Origin of the sequence: Aquimarina hainanensis (assembly GCF_042684685.1) — a bacterium.
In the GTDB taxonomy this organism is placed as follows: domain Bacteria; phylum Bacteroidota; class Bacteroidia; order Flavobacteriales; family Flavobacteriaceae; genus Aquimarina; species Aquimarina hainanensis.
In genome coordinates this window covers 529454-546925 of record NZ_JBHULX010000039.1, presented here as the reverse complement: position 1 = coordinate 546925, position 17472 = coordinate 529454, and the positions used below count along the sequence as shown (strand labels likewise).

The window sequence follows — 17472 nt, the reverse complement described above, 5'->3', positions numbered from 1 at the left end:
TCGTTATTTTTCTAATGTTTTTAAAGCAAGGTTTGTAAAAAAAATAGTTGGGGATACTTTATCAGAACAATCTGTAAGTGACGCGAAATGCTCCTTTAAAAAATGTTGATGTAAGGCTCCTTCTATAATAGTACTGGCAAGACTGGAAGAAAACTCATACGCTGGGTTTACAGCGGTGATCATGTCTTTTATTCGGGTAACAAGTCTTTTGTATATGACGAAATACCCTTCTTTATTTTCCTCATCAACTTCTTTGGTTAGGTATGATTTAGAATATTCATTAATGACTATTTTGTTTAGAATCACCTCGTTAACATGTGTAAATGATGAATCTTGCCGGGTTGTTTTGGTAACAATTTCTATAGCCTTTTTTAGCTTTTCAATAGGATCTGTAATACTGTGTGTCGCAAATACCAGGTGATACTCAATCCATCCCCAATACCAAGATGTAAGATATAGTAATAACTTATGTTTATTATCGAAATATCTATAAATAGAACTTTCATTCGATCCTATTTTGGTTCCGAGCTTTTTGAAAGTAAAATTATCAAAGCCAATTTCATCAATTAAAAGAATGCTGTGCTCAATAATTCTTTTCCCTAAATCGGAAGATTCAGGGTCTTTACTATATATTTTATCGGCGATACTAATCTTTAAATTAGAAAGTAATTGATCCATAATAATATAATTTGTGGCAAAACTAATAGTATTACTATTAATATAGAAAATATCCATGTTAAATTATACTTAAATACTATTAGTTTTATTTTTTGCACAACATTGTAAATGTTTTAATGTATTGGTTTTTAACTTGTTGACTGGGTGTAAACCTCGTAACGAATCCTAATTACGAGGTTTGATTGGTTGTTAATTGTGTAATAAAAATGGATTCTATCGTTTGATTTTTTCCAACTGTTAGGCAAATCATTGACTTATAACACGTTGATTGGCGATGTTAGCAATAGATGGTTCTTAGTATAAGAAAACCAGAAACCTTACTAGTTATTTTTTTCCAAAATGTGTGTATTGAATATAATCGAACACCTGCCATTGTGAATACATATTTGATGTTCCTTTTTTTTGATAATGTAGTTTCTTCCCCATGAAATTTACATAATGATTAATTGTAATATGATATACTTAGTACTTTCATATAGAACTATGAATCTGCATTTTTCAGATATTACAATCGAATTGGTTTATTATTATGATTGATGATGTTTTTTTATCTGTGATTAACTATTATAATGATTTTTCATTATTGCAATCGTATACAAACATTGTTGTTGTAATATTACAGAGAAAGTGCGTGTTTTTTCTTAAATAAAACACAAAATATTATAAAACTTATGTAATACTCTAGATATAAATAGTCCATTTACTATTACTATGTTTAAAAAAAAATACATTTGAAAAATATTTCGAAAACAATAAATACTAGTAAATTTGAAATGTTAATACTATTGATATTCAGTAGGGGAAGGAGAGTATCCGATAATTGAAAGTTTTTTCATTTGAAGGGCTTAATTCCAAACTATTTTTTAATCTTAGTAGACTAAATATATCACAAAACACCACTTTTATGAAATCTATTTTTAAGTACGTTTTAGTACTCGTTCCTTTAATTTCATTTGCACAAGAAGATATTAAAAGTTACAGTGCCTGGAATTCTCTAATTGTAGATTATATGATCAGTCCTAAATTCTATGTAGAAAATGAGCTTCATTTTCGGAGAACAAACTTTTTTTCTGATTGGCAGCAGTTTATCGCTCGTCCGTCTATACATTATAAAGTAACCAAAGGAGTGAAAATTGGAGGAGGATATTCCTATATTAAAAATTACAGGGAAACAATAGATTTCCAGGAGAATAATGTTTGGGAAGAAGTGGTTTTGTCTAGTGTATATGGAAAGTCTTCAGTAAAACACAGATTTCGTATGGAACATCGTTTTATAGAAACTGTTTTGCAAGATAATACTGGGGGTTTTTCTATCGGTGATACAGAGTTTTCTAATAGATTTCGATACCGATTGAGCTGGACAATTCCTTTAGTGACTGTTACAGAAGATAAAAAGCTTAAGCTTGCCGTTTTTGATGAAGTATGGTTACTTACAGAAAAGGGAATTGTTCCAAGGTCATTGAATCAGAATTGGTTCTACGTAGGATTATCATATCCACTTATTAAAGGAGGAAGTTTAGGGATAGGGTATATGAATGACCATGGACCTATCGGTAATTCAAATCACCGCAGTAATCATATTTTGCAAACAACTTTTAAGTACCGCATTAAGTAAGTTTACTTTTTTAAGATCGATATAATAAACTGAGTCCACCACCTAAAAACAGGTGTAACGGACTCAGTAAATAACCACTTCTCTTTTTCAAAATATGACTAGTGAACCTTATCAAGGGGATCACATTTATTTTATAAATTGTTTGCTATAGCTTCCTGTTTCTGTGTATATTTTTGCTATATAATTCCCTTCGGGAAGTTGGCTAATATCTATTGTTTTTATTGAAGAAGTTAAAAGAAGAAGCCCATTGTGATTATATATTTCTATTTTTTCTAATGTCATATCTGATACCATAATTTCTATGCTATTCTTAGAAGGATTCGGACTAACTTTGATTTCTGGTTGATCAAGCTGTTTAGTAGTTGTTTTTCCAAAAGCATTACCAGAAGTTTCGATAGTACGTGAGGGTAAGGATCCAGGAGCGCAATCTCGTTGCTCTATTCCTGTCCACCGAATTACCCATCCTCTGTTTTTTGCAGCATCTGCTCTTAGTGGATTGGGGAATCCTAGTCCTCCTATTGAAGGTAAATCACTTGGGTGGTCTATCCATCTCAGATATACTCTAAAACCAGTAGGAGTAGGATTATAAATAGCAGGAACTCCACCTGTGTACCAATGATAGCCTGAATTAGTAATAGATTCAATGGTAACCAGGTAGTGAGGAGTTGTTTTGAATTTGCAAGCACTGGTATTTACATCTACGTAAATCCCTAAAGAGGTGTAATCTACCCAGTCATTAGGAGAGGTGACCCCCTGACCGATATGTACTTGAGCATTTGATGGTATAAATGCAAGAATGCATAATAAAATGATAATGGGTTTTAAAGAATTCATAATATGTATGGTTTTAAAAGTGAGTTTATTAGTTTGCTATGATTAATGTAATAATTATATCAAAGAAAACGATATGGTAATTAATTGAAAATTAAATGGTAATCCCCTTAAGGAGTTCTTTTAGTGATACAAAAAAGCAGTGTAAACATCCTGTTTTTGGAGATATACTTAGTAAGTAGAAATCTCTTTATTTCTAGGGGTAAATGATGCTGAAAGTAAACTTAGTGTTGTTTCCTGATTTCAATCCTTTTTATACGGATACATTATTCCTTCTGTTGTTCTTCAAAAAGAAGTAGAAAATCATACTTAGGTGTACCATCTCTATACCATTATTATAAGAAATAACTGCTTTTATGATTAATGATATAGAAATGATACCTTCAACGGGGATGGTTGAGTAATATTAGATATTAAAATAGTGCATTTTTTTCTGAATACAGTGATAAATTTAGGTCAATGAGTTTTCTATTTGGATACGGAGCATAGAAGGTTCAAAAGGTTTATTAATTACAGTATTAATTCCTACTTCCTCAAAGAAGTGTTTGTTTTCTTCCTTGGAGATTGCCGTTAGTGCAATGATAGGGGTATTAATTCCTTTTTTTCTGATTCTACGGGTCGTCTCAAAACCATCGATCCCATCCATCATAATATCCATTAAAATTAGATCGTATGATTCTTGTTCTGTTTTTTCGAGTGCTTCATATCCATTAGAAACCACCTCGCAATAATACCCAAAATTGTTAATTATTTTACAGGTTATTAATTGATTGATACGATTATCTTCTACAATTAGAATTTTAACTCCATCTTTATTAACAATGACTTCCTCTTTCTTTTTTATTTTTTTATCAGGCGATGCAAAATCTACAATAAAAGAGAAAGTACTTCCATTTTCCTTATCCGAAGATAAATCTAGAGAACTGTCGAATTGTAACAATAATTTATTAGCCATTACTAATTCAACTGCAGAATGGTTATGCTTATCTGACAATGCAGTAAAAATGGCAGAATTCCCTTCTGTAAAAGATTTTTTTAATTCCTGAATTCTCTCTTCAGGAAGGTATAAGTTTTTACAGTTAGTACTAAACAGGATTCTGCAATCAGAAGTATCGGTATCGAGACTTTTGATGGCTAACAATATGTTTCCATTTTCAGTGTTTTTTGCGACGTGAGATAATAAGGAAATAATTACTCTAGCTAAAGAATCGGGATCGCTAATAATCGTTTTGGGAAGTGCTTTATCAATGACAAAATCAAAGCTGTTATTGTATTCTCCTGTAATAAAATAACTGATAGATTCTCTAATTGTATTGATGAATTTATTTACATCAATATCTACTTTTTTTAAGGTGGTTTTTTCAGAAGTTTCTGTAGTATTGATATCTATAATATCGTTTACAAAACGAAGCAAATATTTACCAGAAAACTGTAATATCTTCAAGTGTCTCTTATGTTGTTCTCTATTTGTGTTTTCTTGCTCCAGTAAGTGAGCAATACCTGTTATCGCATGAAGAGGGGTTCTTAATTCATGTGTGATATTGTTGACAAACAATGTTTTTTTAGCGTAAGCATCTTCTACTTTCTCTTTTGCTAGCTGTAGTTCCGCATTTTTTTGTTTGAGAAGCTTATTATTCTCTGTTTTTAGCTTAGAGTTGGTGTATTGAAGTAAGATGACAAAGATCAGGGCAATAATAATCCCAATCCCCAAAAATATCAGATATTTATTGAGTTTTAGTTGCGTTTGCTGGTATTGATATTCTACCAACATTTTTTCGCTTTCTTTTTCTCGTAATTGTAGATTTTTATACGATTTCATCATATTGCTATACTTTTCGAGAAAAGCATTATTCTGATGTGCTAATTCTACAAAGTACTTTTGATAAAACTGATTAGCTACTTTATAATCCTTTTTACGATCGTATAAATTTGCTAAACCAGATAGATAAATTACATAATTGGTTTTATTTACTGTTTTTGCTGTATCTATTTCCTGAAGTGCTATTTGCTCTCCTTTCTTATAATAGTCTAATGCTTCATCAAATCTGTCTGTATTGGCGCAAGCTACTCCACAATAGTAATAGAGGCGAACCAGCCGACTGTTTTTGGTGTATTTTTCGGCTAACCGTATCGCTTTTTGAGACATCTTATAGCAGGCATCCCATTCCTTCTTGCTGTATAGTATAGAGGTTAAGTTAAAATAGATATCAATTATTTGTTCTTCATATGCTGGTTTATTTCCCGCTTCTACTGCTTTATTAAAGTATACAATGGCTTGGTCAAGATCCTTTGTTACTTTTTTGTAATAAAGCCCTTTAAGGTTATTGACAAAAACCTCTCCATAAGGATCCTGAACTGTGTCCTGCCAATCAGAAGCTTTATCCAAATATGATTTAAAGGTTTTATAGTCGTTTACATAAAGAGCTACAGCACTTCTCAATCGGTATGCTCTGGCTATAAAATGCTGATTTCTGCTAAGTACAGCAGCACTTTCTACTTTGTCAATTTCTTTTAATGCTCTGGTGATATAATCATTTTCTATCCAATACTCAACAGAGTCTAAAGCCGTAGTTAATTGTTCTTGAGTTAAAGGATCTTTATTTTGGAATCCTTGCATGTTTATGGTAATAAGCAAGAATAAGGTAATAAGATACTTGGTGGGTATTATATTCATATTGTTATGGGTGTAATATGGGAGCTAAAGTAGAAAAAAAGTGAAGATCTCAAAGTTTTAATGTGTTGAAGTTCAATTTTTTTGAAAAAATATTTTGAATATGAAGTTTTTCTACAACGCGAAAACGTTTTCGTACACACTTTTATGATTAAAAAGTAATATTTACGGATAAGATAGTTACACTATTTGAGGTGATAGATGTTAAAAATATCTTTAAAAGTAGTGTGGTGAAGTTAATTGTAACTAATATTGACTGGCTAGAAAAATGTAAAATAAAAAAGAGAGAAGTCTACTATGAAAATGATTAGTGTTATTCTCTCTTCGTTTAGCTATTAAAACAATTAAAAATGATTAATGTTTGTTCAAAGGAAACTAAAAAATTTATTTTTTGCAAATAAATCATTAAAAATCAATAATATAGTTGTTAAAATATGTTAAATGATGCATTTTGTTTTCTTGTTTTAACTTTTTTTAATAAAAATAATTCATTTTAAAAAGATAATAGCTACACTAGATTTAATTCTTATTTTAAATATTATATTTTCCCATTGAATACCATTATACACAGTAATAAAACAGCCTACCCGGTAAGTTCCTCTTCTATTGAATTGTTGACGAGCAAGATGACTAAATTAGAACTTCCCAAGAAACATCTTTTAATTGAGGGAGGGACGTTAGATAAAAACTATTATTTTATAGAAAAAGGACTTACTCGTTCATTTATTATTCTTGATGGAGAAGAAACAACTACCTGGTTTAGTAAAGAAGGGGAACTTGCTTTTTCGATGCTCAGTTGTTATGAAAACAGACCAGGTTTTGAGTATGTAGACTTATTAGAAGATTCTATTATTTATGCAATTCCTGTACAGGAGCTAAATGAATTGTATCATACTAATATAGAAATCGCTAATTGGTCTCGTGTAATCCACCAAAAGGCTTTCTTAGATTTGGAATTACGTCATATCGCATTGGCTACGCAATCCGCTAAGGAACGTTATGATCATTTTGTAGCGGAAAAATCAGATATTTTTCAGCGAATAAAATTAGGGTATATAGCTTCCTTTTTAGGCGTAACTCAAGTTACATTAAGTAGATTGAGATCCCACCGTACTTTTTAACATAGGTAAAATAAAATGTAAAGAATAGCTTCTATTTTTGCCGTTGTAATATTATATATGAGTAAGTAATGAGTACTACGGAAAAACAAAAAATGTTGGCAGGAAAGATATATAATTCCAGGGATCCGGAATTGTTAGAAATGCATCATAAAGCGAGAAAACTATTATCAAAACTTAACACTCTTGATTCTAGAGATCTGGAAACCCGAAAAGCAATCTTATCAGACTTATTAGGAAACATCTCAGAAGGAGTATGGGTAGAATCTCCTTTTTTCTGTGATTATGGAGAAAATATCAGCTTAGGAGAAAATTCATTAATAAATATGAATTGTGTTTTATTAGATGTTAATAAAATAACCATCGGAAAAAATGTTTTGATAGCCCCGGCGGTTCAGATTTACACGGCAACACATCCAGTGAATCCTGATGAAAGGTTAGTAAAGAACCCAACGAAAGATCAAGCTACATTTACTACTTATGGCAAACCGGTAACAATAGGGGATAATGTCTGGATAGGAGGGAATAGTACTATTTTACCAGGGGTGACCATTGGAAATAATGTTACTATAGGAGCAGGTTCAGTGGTGACCAAAAATATCCCTGATAACACTATAGCTGTAGGAAATCCTTGTAGAATAGTTAAAAAAGTATAAATGAATGAATGTGTTTTATGAAATTCCCGCTTCTGCGTTTGAAGTAATGGGGTTAATAGTTGGTTTTTCTGTTTCGATTATCACCGCAATACAGATTTCTAAAGAATATAAATCGAAAGAAAAAAGTAGCTTATCAGCTGGCTACGTAATAGGTTGGGTATTCGTTTATGGTTTTTGGGCTTTATATGGAGTCCGGTTTAAAGCAGAAGCCCTTTGGATTACTAATGGATTGGCACTAGTATTGCAATTGGTGTTATGCATGATTGTTCTAAGAAAAAGCAAAAGAGCAAAAAGTGTGTAAGAATACTATATCCACGTTTTATAATGTAGCTTAGTTATTAAGTTAAAGATTAATTTAACATAACATTATGAATTTTAATATAAACTTATTTATTTAAGATAAAAAGGTCGTTTATTGTTGATTTACAAGTATTTCTAAATACTTTCATTTTCATTCCTTCATATTACCATTTAGGGCAGAGGCGTAGTCATGATATTTGTCATAAAATAACAAGGATTATGATAATAATTTGGTCAAAAATTAATTTAAAAAATAATACACAATGAAGGAAGTATTGGTAAGTTTATTGGTGGTTGTTACATTTGTTTTTTCTGGATATTCTCAGGAAGATAAGAAAGAAGGATTGGATTATAGTAAGTGGCAGATTAGAGTTAGAGGAGTAGTTGTTAATCCCGATGAAAGTGCAACTATAGAAACTATAGGAGGGAATGTAGATATTTCTACTTCGGTTATTCCAGAAGTGGATATTACTTATTTTTTCACAAAGAATATCGCTGCGGAATTAATATTGGGGACTACAAAACATAATGTAGAAGCTATTTCGACTGCGCCAGGAGATATTGACCTGGGACATGTATGGTTATTACCACCGACATTAACCCTTCAATACCATTTTACAGAATTAGTAGTAAAGCCATATGTAGGTGCCGGGGTTAACTATACTATTTTTTATGGTGTTGATGAAGGAGATGTAGCCAATGACGTTGATTATGATAATAGTTTTGGTTTCGCACTACAAGCAGGTATTGATTACGATCTAACCGATAAATGGTTTCTGAATGTAGATGTAAAGAAAATCTTTTTACAGACAGATGTAACTGTCGATGCAACTTCTGCTCTTGGCGCAACAGTAGGTGCAGATGTTGATATTAATCCCTGGTTGTTTGGTCTTGGAGTGGGATATAAATTTTAATATGTCGACACTAGTAAGACGATCTACTGATTATACATAGTAGAATTTCATAATACGAATGCATATTAGTTAAAAAGGCTTCTCTTTTGAGAAGCCTTTTTTTGATTTTACTCGATAATTGAAATGTAAATGCCTCGTACTTTCACCAAGGTGGTTTACCTAATAATCGAGAGGAACATTTATCTCTAGTATACTGCTTAAGGGGTTTGTTGCGATGCAGTATATTTTTATCAGTAAAATAATATTAGCTGTAAGAAGAACAACCCTAATTAATAAGCTTCATTACTTAGTATGCAAGTTTTGGGGTATACCATGGACTTCTATGAAAACTTTTCTAAGTCGGAACTCAAAAAAAGGGTTGTTTAAAAGCATTATTTTTTGTGTATCTTTTTGGTTGTTCTAATCAGACCATTACTATCCTTTATTTCTAAGAAATAAATTCCAGATCGCATTTGGTCTGTATGAATGGTAAGCTGATTAGCAACTACTCGTTGTGCATTACGATATACTAATTTCCCCTGAAGGTTGTATATAGTTATATGTGCTTTATCAAGTTTCTGAGATATGTATACTGTAAAATTGTTTTTGAATGGGTTAGGATAGATAGATACTCCTTTCTTACCCAGAGAAACAGATGCAGACTTAGTGCGAGCAGCTGTACAAGCTCCTATTTTAGTCCAGGCTTGACTCCAATATTGACCGCTACCAGGACTATATGCCCAGGCGGCACTGGAAGAACACCATCCAGATACCTTACATTCATACTTATCTCCTGAATTTTGTACGATTTCTCCATTGCTATAAGCAGTACCTGCAACATATTGCGGGATTCCACTGCAATTACCTCCTCCTGATCCTGAGGTCGTAACGGATACGGTATTACTATAGCCCGAGGCATTTCCAGCAGCATCAGTTGCTTTTACTTTGAATTGATAAGCAGTACTTGCTGTAAGGTTTCCAACAATAGCAGAAGTACCGCTAACACTGCTAACTTTTGAATTTCCGTTATATACATCATATCCAGTTACCCCAACATTATCTGTAGAAGCATTCCAGTTTAGCGAAACACTAGATGAAGAAACATTTGTACTAGTTAATCCGGTAGGAGCTGATGGAGCTTGAGTATCTCCTCCAGATCCGTTACTGCTAATATTCAAAGTATAGTCTTCTACTTCTCCGTAATCAAAAGTACCACAGTCTGATGGAACAGTATTATACCTCATAATAACACGAGCTCGTGTTTTACCTGTTTTAGCAGTGGCAGGAATTGTAAAGGTACCACTTACAGGAGAGGTCTGAGTGGCAGATTTAGTCCATACTTTTTCTCCAGAGTCTTTGAAATCTCCATCCTGATTATAATCGATCCATACTCCGTATGCCTCACTGTATTTTCTTCCTGCCCAACTCGCTGTAATTTCTATAGAAACAGAAGCTCCTTTTCTTGCAGTAAAAACAGTAGCGGTGTGATCACTATACCCAGTGCCTGCTCCAGAAGATTTGGATACAGTTCCTACTTTGACATTGCTTATATGTTCATCAGAAGTGTTATTACTTTTTGCGGCACAATAAATAGAACCTCCACTATCAGAAGTAGTAGCATTCACCGTATTACTATACCCAGAAGTATTTCCTGCTGCATCTTTTGCCTTTATCTTGAACTGATAAGAGGTGTTAGCAGTAAGACCACTTACAGTTGTTGATGTACCAGTAGCAGTAGCTACTTTTGTACTTCCTTTGTATATGTCATATCCAGTGACACCTACGTTATCTGTAGCGGCTGACCAACTAAGAGAGACACTAGTAGCTGTTACTGATGAAACAGTTAAGTTTCTGGGAGTAGAAGGTGCTTGTGTATCACCTCCTGTTGTGCTTTTTGTGATTGTTACAACACTTCCTGTCGATGGATTCCAGATATCTAGGTTGGCTGGTATTTGGAAAACATTGGCATTAGATACCGAAGAAACAGAAGAGGCGTTGTCTACCTTTATAGTTCTTGTTTCTATTTTTTCGGTATCGACAAAAATCCATTTAAACTGATTGAATCGTGCAGAACTTCGTGTCCAGGACTTGTTATCATTGTTAGTTCTTAAGGGGGCACCCCAACAACCTTCACCAACGTATACTGTACCTTTTTGATCATCTCTAACAAATCCTTCATCATTACCAGAAGCCGTAGTAGGGCGTACTGGCCAGGTAGTTTTTACAGTATGTGAGTCACATTCTACTACCAGTTTTACATTTTTGTCATAAAACAATTTTGCCCAATTGCTATATTGACTATTTCCCTCTGATTTCCCTGCCACATGAGGTCGCATTGGTTTATGGTATTGTGCCATTTTCCAAATTACATTGGGGTTTGCATTCAAGTCCCCTTTTAACCATGTCGTTTGACTTCCAGAAATAGATATCTGAGTATTGAGCGTATAGGCTCTGATTAGGTTATTACCAAATGTAATCGCATAATAGACACTGGATGAAGGCGTATCAAAAAGATTGTAAACACTATTGTTGCTACCTTCGTGATTTCCTCTTGTGGCTATAATAGGAAACATCCTTTTATCACTAGCAATGGTTAATTGCCAATCATCAAACCATTCAACCCACTCTCTGCTACTGTCTCTATTGGTCATATCTCCTCCAAAGAGCACAGCATGAGGTTTTAGTTTGGCAACAAGCCTGTTAGCATTTTTTCTTGGAGTCCTGTTATTTCTGGAATCCCCTCCGGCAATAAAAGATAATCGACTGTTATCAGAAGGTGCCGTTTTGAACCAAAAACGTTCACTGGTTCCCTGGCTATCTCTGATGACAAAATAATATGCAGTATTAGGTTGTAGCCCTGTTAAGCGTGCAAAGTTATTGTTCATACTTTTGTATGAAACAGTTCGGTCAGGTGTTTTGGAATTGGGGTAATTAGCATAATTTGTTCCGTGGTCTGTAGTCCCGTAATAAACTGTAGGGTTACTACCCGAAATCTGGTTCCATCCTATAACAATGGAAGTGGCTGGATTGCCTCTCAATGATAAACGATACTTATCATTAGAAGCTTGCGTTTGTAGTCCTAGTAATACGACTAAAATAAATACGACTTTTTTCATAATTTATAGTTAAGCTTAATTAAAATGAGTTTGTGATTTATCTAATTAGTTTTTTAGAAATAGAGATTCACTTAACATATACTTACTAATGGGTGCAGGATGTTTTTACGATACATTTTTATAATAAACAATGACACCTATTAAGGGGTACGCAATACATATTTTTTGTTTTTGTTTTTCATTTTGATAAATAATTATCAGATATAACAGCCGAAAAAGAAAATACCCTACCCGAAAAATTATTTTTTTTAAAAATAAAGGGTTAATATTTTGTTTTTTATCAATGTTTACAAGCTTTTTGAATACGTAAAACTTTAAAAATAAGGATATTACATATAAAAATTGAGGTTTTGGTGTTTTTAAAATCAAAGAGTTAAGTTTAATTTTATACCTCTTATCATTGAAATAAAGAATTGAACTTTCTTAGTTCGAGACATAGTAAATAAACCTACTTACCTGATAGACATAATTACTCCCCTAATCATGTCTCTATAGCAAGCATATTACTCTACTTAACTTAATATCAATCTGATTTAAGGCGGAATCCGAAAAGCCTTTAATAGAGTAGGAATCACATTTTAAATTTTTTCAATCATGAAAAAAATCAAATCATTTGGGGCTATTGGATTGATAGCCATGGCGTTCATCTTCATGAGCTTTAGTAATGGAGGTGATGATCTTTATGGCTCAGCAGACACTATTACGTATGTTTCTGCTGATGATCAAAATCCTGAGCAAGCAGCGATTCTTGCAGCAGCATTGCGTTTCACGGCGAGAGCTACACGTAGAGCTATTGTGTATACCAGAGAGGTAGCAAGAGTACAATTGCCAGGAATTGAGCAAGTAATCATGCAAGCATCTACTTACATTATGTTTGCATATGATAATGTTAATGATCACAAAAACAATTATGTTAAGGATCTAAAAGTGTTTAAAAAGCAAAAAATCCATTCTTTAGGATAATTTGTTGAAGACTACGACAGGTGGCTGTTTTTTTAACAGCCGCTTGTTTTTACTCAATAGTAAAGATGTGAAATAGTTCGGGATTTCTCTCGAAATTTATATTCATTTCTTATATAATACCTCGTATCATACAACGGGGAAGTTTACTAACAATAATACTCATACGATATGAGACACTTTTTTTCTTACATAGCAATAGGATGTCTTGCAATCTATTGGGGAGTAACCCTTTTATTTGTAGGACCCGATAATTATATAAAAATATCCTTTCTAGAAGGGCAAGAATTTTTTGATACCTTTTTGTATCAAAAGTGGGGGTTCTTTGCTCCCCCGCCAAAGTACAATGATCGGTTGTACTATGTTTTTGAAAATAAATCAGACTCTACAGACACAAAAACATTTGAGGTTATCGCTCCTTTACAGCGAATGAAAACATCTAAAGCACCTTTTAATTCAGCAGAAGATATACTAGATTATGTACTCTCCAGTTCATTGCATAGTGTATCTGATGGATTGGTAGCTGTTAATGAGTCATTGAGTTATCAACAAGATGTAGGAGAGATGGAAGAGGTAACTGATGAAATCAGAATAGAAAAGGGAAGGATTTATACCCAGACAACAACCAATTTTCAAACATTAAAAAACTATGCTGTTTTTGTAGCTGCGAAGAATCATATTGATATCAATAATTATTATGTCAGAATTGAAATGACACAAATTGATATGCCAAAATTCGCAGATAGAAATAAATTGAATTCCCCCACAGGACATGAAGAGAGTTTGGTGTTTAAGAGTGATAAATTTACAATTGAAAGAAAATGAAAAACTTTATAAATCAATTTAGTCAAGAAAATAGATTTAGCTTTTATGCGCCTTTTTTTAGGGTTTTTATAGGGCTTTACTTATTAAAAGACATTATTATTACATGGAATTTTAATGGTCTTTTATATAAAGGAGATTCGTTCTTACATCCTGATCCAGCAGCTATATTAGATTATTTTAATCTAGATACAGGTGTCATGAGGGAATATTTCGAGATCTTTATGTTCTCTTATATTCTGGTTATTCTTCTTTTTCTGTTTGGTATCGGAAAAAGATATACTGCCATTTTACTATTTATCCATTTAGAACTCATTCAAAACTTTGCCTGGTTGACACTTAATGGGGGAGATAATCTTATGAAGTTTGTCGTATTGTACTATATATTTATCGATTCGTATAATCGGTTTAGTATAAAACCATTGCAGTTTAAAAACGAAGAAGCTAAAAAGTTCTCCAATTTTATATCGAATCTGGCTGGATACTCTTTATGTGCTCATTTCTGTTTGGTGTATTTTGTTTCAGCAGTACATAAAATTCATGCGGATGTATGGTTTAATGGAGTGGCTACTTATTACGTATTAGGGTCTGAACGTTTTCAGGGAACTTCCTGGAATTCCATCTTGGTACAAAGCGGAGTATTTGTTACACTGTCTACCTATGGAACTATTTTGATAGAACTGATCTATCCATTCCTTATCTGGTTCAAGAAAACCAAATATCCTATGATGGTATGTTCTATATTATTACACTCGGGGATAGGCATATTTATGATGCTTTATGATTTTCAAATTGTATTTATCTTATTACAAGGATTTTTCTTATCAAATAAGGAGTGGGACAAATTATTAAAGTGGATTGATACTACTATCGAATGGTGTAAGATTAAACTAACAGCTAAACTCAAAACAAATCCTTAAATATTAATGAATATTTTTCTTATCATCCTCTTAGTTATAGCTCTTATAGGGTTATTAATTAGGATATTGTGGGTATACGAACTATATATACCTAAGTTGCTTCATAAAAAAGAAAAAGATGTAGTAGAGGCTATTTCGGATTGGTTGGATTTACTAACTGAAGAAAAGAAATTTAATGGTGCTATATTAATTGTTGATCGAGGAGAGGCATTATTAAGAAAAGCAGTTGGTTTTACATCTTATTTAAAAAAAGAAAAATTACATCTGCATTCCAGGTTTAGGTTAGCTTCTGTATCCAAACAATTTACAGCATTCGGGATTATGGTGTTGATTAAAAAACATGATTTGAGTTATGATACACGTGTAACTCAAATCATTCCTGATTTTCCTTATCCTAAAGTTACTATCAGACATCTTTTGAATCAGACATCAGGGATACGGGCTGATTATATAAAATTAGCAAAGAAAAAGAAAAAAACAGCCTCGTATGTTTTGTCATTAAAAGATGCGGTCGAGTTACTATGTCAATATCCGGATCACATTATAAAAAATCCGCTAGAAGAATATTATTATAACAATACCAATTATATTGTTTTAGCAAGAATAATAGAAATTGTATCCAAACACTCTTTTGAGAAGTACATGAAGCATGTTATTTTTCAGCCATTGGGTTTAGAAGAAACAAGAGTTTGGAATTTACTATCAGAAGCAGATGAACATTTTGAAAAAGATAAAGCAAAAGGATTTGAAGCTTTTCTAAAAAGTAAACCAATAGAGATAACTCCTAATTGGATTGATGGTGTAGCAGGAGATGGGGCCGTTTTTTCCAGTATTTCGGATATGGAAAAATGGAGCACTATCTGGACTAAAAATAACTTGTTGAATTCCTCAGAAATGAAAGAAGCCTTTATTGCTCCTGTACTAGCTAACGGATCCCCATCAAACTACGGCTTCGGTTGGGTATTAGCTGGAGATGTTAGCTGGCATAACGGGAGTTGGTTAGCGTCTAATTCTTTGATTCTTAAGAATCATAAAACCAATGCGTGTGTAGTCGTATTAGATAACTCTACAAATATGAGGTTTGATAAGATCACGAAATCTATTTTAAAAACATTAAACCAAAAAATGACATGAAAAAAAATAAAATCAGTAAACAATTAGTATATGTTATTGAAACAGGAATCCTGGTCGGTGTTTCTTTGTTTTCTCTGACATTTTTAACTACCTTTTTATGGCAAATCAACGGATTAAATACCAGGGAATTAGTCTTGCTGTCTGTTATTGCAGGAGTATATTTAGTAGTCTTAACTGTTTTAATTAATTACGTGCGGTTAAATCCTTTTTTTTACCAGCTCAAGCAACAATTTTCAAAAAGGTGTAAGCGAAGAAATGCAATATTTTTAGTTTTAGGAATTAGTATATTGATCTATTTTATTTTAGATAGTATCGTTTATTTCGTAGATGATAGCTTAGCAGTGGATTATTGGAATTTCTTGATAAGTTTAGATCCGCAAAAAGAAGCAGAGAACATTGTAGCGTATCCATTTGCTATTATTAACTCTGTAGTTACTTTTGTCTTTGGTATATTTGGAGCTTTGGTTTCTTTTTTCTTGGTCAAAAAAGAAGGGAAACTCATTAATTTCAAGCTTTTTAAAAAACGTTAAATAGTTATTAAAAAAAGAATTACATAAAATTTAATTTTATATTTGTACCTACAAATAATGTAGGTATTATGAATGAATATTTCAATGCGGTAATAGAAATTATCAGAACAGGGCATTGGTTTACAGATCAGATTTCCCGGGAACTTAAGGAATATCAGATATATGAGCCTCAGTTTAATGTATTGAGAATATTAAGAGGTGCTGGAGGTACTCCTTTATCAGTGAATCAAATATTAGAAAATATGATCCAACGGTCTAGCAATGTTACAAGAATTGTTGATAAACTAAGTTCTAGAGGTTTAGTCAGAAGAGAATTATGTTCTGAAGATCGAAGAAAAATGGATATTGTTATTACAGAAAAAGGGTTGGCACTTTTGGAAAAGCTCGATAAAAAAGTAAATGATTTTCATATGCCTATGAGTACAAATCTAAGTAAAGAAGAAGCAAATAAGCTAAAAGAGTTAATAATTAAATTAAAAGGAAACTAAATGAAGAATATCATCGCAATAGGAGGAAGTAATAGTAAAAATTCGATAAATAAAACACTGGCAACATACGCAGCTAATTTAATTACATCAGCTACAACTACTGTAGTTGATTTGAATGATTTTGAATTGCCATTATACAGTATTGATACGGAAACAGAACAAGGAATTCCCGAGGAGGCTGTACGTCTGAATAGGACGATAGAATCTGCTGATGCAATAGTAATTTCGCTGGCAGAACACAATGGATCATACGCTGTAGGGTTTAAAAATGCTTTTGACTGGTTATCCAGAATTCATAAAGAAGTATGGAAAAATAAACCGATGTTACTTTTATCAACATCTCCAGGTGGTAGAGGGGGAGCTACAGTATTACAAGCTGCAAAAACTACTTTTCCTCATTTAGGAGGAAATATTATAGCAGATTTAGCAATCCCGTCATTTCATACTAATTTTGTCGATGGAAAAATAATTAACGAAGAAATAATGAGTATTTTAAATACTAAAATCAATGAATTAGAAGCAGCAATAATTTAATGCACATTACATAATTATATATATAGAAGCAGTACTGTTTTAGTACTGCTTTTTTAGTATAAAAAAGCGAATAAAGAAAGTAGTCTACAGAAACAAACCAGGTATTTATACAGAAATATTACACGAAGAATGAATGTTAATTTTGAAATATATTCTGTAGTAAGAACACTCGATTATCGGATTAATATATAAGGTAAAAGTATTTT

At 32.5% G+C, this 17472-nt stretch carries 16 protein-coding genes; 12 read left to right on the top strand and 4 right to left on the bottom strand.

The window, feature by feature from the left end; all coding sequences use genetic code 11:
* Positions 1-3: 3 nt before the first annotated feature.
* Entirely contained in the window at positions 4-678 is a 675-nt protein-coding gene (locus tag ACFSTE_RS18375; RefSeq protein ID WP_176031155.1) for a TetR/AcrR family transcriptional regulator, read from the bottom strand.
* Positions 679-1582: 904 nt separating this feature from the next.
* Here ACFSTE_RS18375 and ACFSTE_RS18370 point away from each other — a divergent pair.
* A complete protein-coding gene (locus tag ACFSTE_RS18370) occupies positions 1583-2293 on the top strand; it encodes a DUF2490 domain-containing protein (protein WP_378254936.1) in 711 nt (236 codons plus the stop codon).
* Positions 2294-2419: 126 nt separating this feature from the next.
* Here ACFSTE_RS18370 and ACFSTE_RS18365 read toward each other — a convergent pair whose 3' ends face one another.
* Together ACFSTE_RS18365 and ACFSTE_RS18360 are read right to left on the bottom strand one after the other, a co-directional pair.
* Positions 2420-3127 (bottom strand): T9SS type A sorting domain-containing protein, encoded by a 708-nt coding sequence (locus ACFSTE_RS18365; protein ID WP_378254934.1) that lies wholly within the window; start codon positions 3125-3127, stop codon positions 2420-2422.
* Positions 3128-3575: 448 nt separating this feature from the next.
* A complete protein-coding gene (locus tag ACFSTE_RS18360) occupies positions 3576-5798 on the bottom strand; it encodes a response regulator (RefSeq protein WP_176030208.1) in 2223 nt (740 codons plus the stop codon).
* 548 nt (positions 5799-6346) lie between these two features.
* Between ACFSTE_RS18360 and ACFSTE_RS18355 the strand changes: the two genes are divergently transcribed.
* The 4 genes from ACFSTE_RS18355 (at position 6347) to ACFSTE_RS18340 (ending at position 8783) form a co-directional block, all read left to right on the top strand.
* A complete protein-coding gene (locus tag ACFSTE_RS18355) occupies positions 6347-6916 on the top strand; it encodes a Crp/Fnr family transcriptional regulator (RefSeq protein WP_378254931.1) in 570 nt (189 codons plus the stop codon).
* A gap of 68 nt (positions 6917-6984) precedes the next feature.
* Positions 6985-7569, top strand: coding sequence for a sugar O-acetyltransferase (locus tag ACFSTE_RS18350; protein ID WP_378254929.1), 585 nt, complete (start codon positions 6985-6987; stop codon positions 7567-7569).
* 4 nt (positions 7570-7573) lie between these two features.
* A complete protein-coding gene (locus ACFSTE_RS18345) occupies positions 7574-7870 on the top strand; it encodes a hypothetical protein (RefSeq protein ID WP_378254927.1) in 297 nt (98 codons plus the stop codon).
* Between the two features lie 262 nt (positions 7871-8132).
* Positions 8133-8783 carry an OmpW/AlkL family protein gene (locus ACFSTE_RS18340; protein ID WP_378254925.1) on the top strand — a complete coding sequence of 217 codons (651 nt, stop codon included), beginning with the start codon at positions 8133-8135 and terminating at the stop codon, positions 8781-8783.
* Positions 8784-9154: 371 nt separating this feature from the next.
* Here ACFSTE_RS18340 and ACFSTE_RS18335 read toward each other — a convergent pair whose 3' ends face one another.
* The gene (locus ACFSTE_RS18335; protein WP_378254923.1) at positions 9155-11878 is read right to left on the bottom strand and encodes a fibronectin type III domain-containing protein; all 2724 of its coding nucleotides are present in this window, start codon (positions 11876-11878) and stop codon (positions 9155-9157) included.
* A gap of 594 nt (positions 11879-12472) precedes the next feature.
* On the opposite strand from ACFSTE_RS18335, the gene ACFSTE_RS18330 reads away from it, so the two are divergent.
* The 7 genes from ACFSTE_RS18330 to ACFSTE_RS18300 all read left to right on the top strand — a co-directional run bounded on the left by ACFSTE_RS18330 (position 12473) and on the right by ACFSTE_RS18300 (position 17266).
* The gene (locus tag ACFSTE_RS18330; protein ID WP_176030214.1) at positions 12473-12841 is read left to right on the top strand and encodes a hypothetical protein; all 369 of its coding nucleotides are present in this window, start codon (positions 12473-12475) and stop codon (positions 12839-12841) included.
* A 168-nt stretch (positions 12842-13009) separates the two neighbouring features.
* A complete protein-coding gene (locus tag ACFSTE_RS18325) occupies positions 13010-13663 on the top strand; it encodes a hypothetical protein (protein WP_176030215.1) in 654 nt (217 codons plus the stop codon).
* Positions 13660-14580 carry a hypothetical protein gene (locus tag ACFSTE_RS18320; protein WP_176030216.1) on the top strand — a complete coding sequence of 307 codons (921 nt, stop codon included), beginning with the start codon at positions 13660-13662 and terminating at the stop codon, positions 14578-14580. The genes ACFSTE_RS18325 and ACFSTE_RS18320 overlap by 4 nt, the downstream gene beginning before the upstream one ends.
* Positions 14581-14586: 6 nt before the next feature.
* The gene (locus ACFSTE_RS18315; RefSeq protein ID WP_378298337.1) at positions 14587-15714 is read left to right on the top strand and encodes a serine hydrolase domain-containing protein; all 1128 of its coding nucleotides are present in this window, start codon (positions 14587-14589) and stop codon (positions 15712-15714) included.
* A complete protein-coding gene (locus ACFSTE_RS18310) occupies positions 15711-16244 on the top strand; it encodes a hypothetical protein (RefSeq protein ID WP_378298335.1) in 534 nt (177 codons plus the stop codon). The genes ACFSTE_RS18315 and ACFSTE_RS18310 overlap by 4 nt, the downstream gene beginning before the upstream one ends.
* A 68-nt stretch (positions 16245-16312) precedes the next feature.
* Entirely contained in the window at positions 16313-16732 is a 420-nt protein-coding gene (locus ACFSTE_RS18305; RefSeq protein ID WP_176030219.1) for a MarR family winged helix-turn-helix transcriptional regulator, read from the top strand.
* Positions 16733-17266 carry an NADPH-dependent FMN reductase gene (locus ACFSTE_RS18300; protein WP_176030220.1) on the top strand — a complete coding sequence of 178 codons (534 nt, stop codon included), beginning with the start codon at positions 16733-16735 and terminating at the stop codon, positions 17264-17266.
* The last annotated feature ends 206 nt before the right edge of the window (positions 17267-17472 follow it).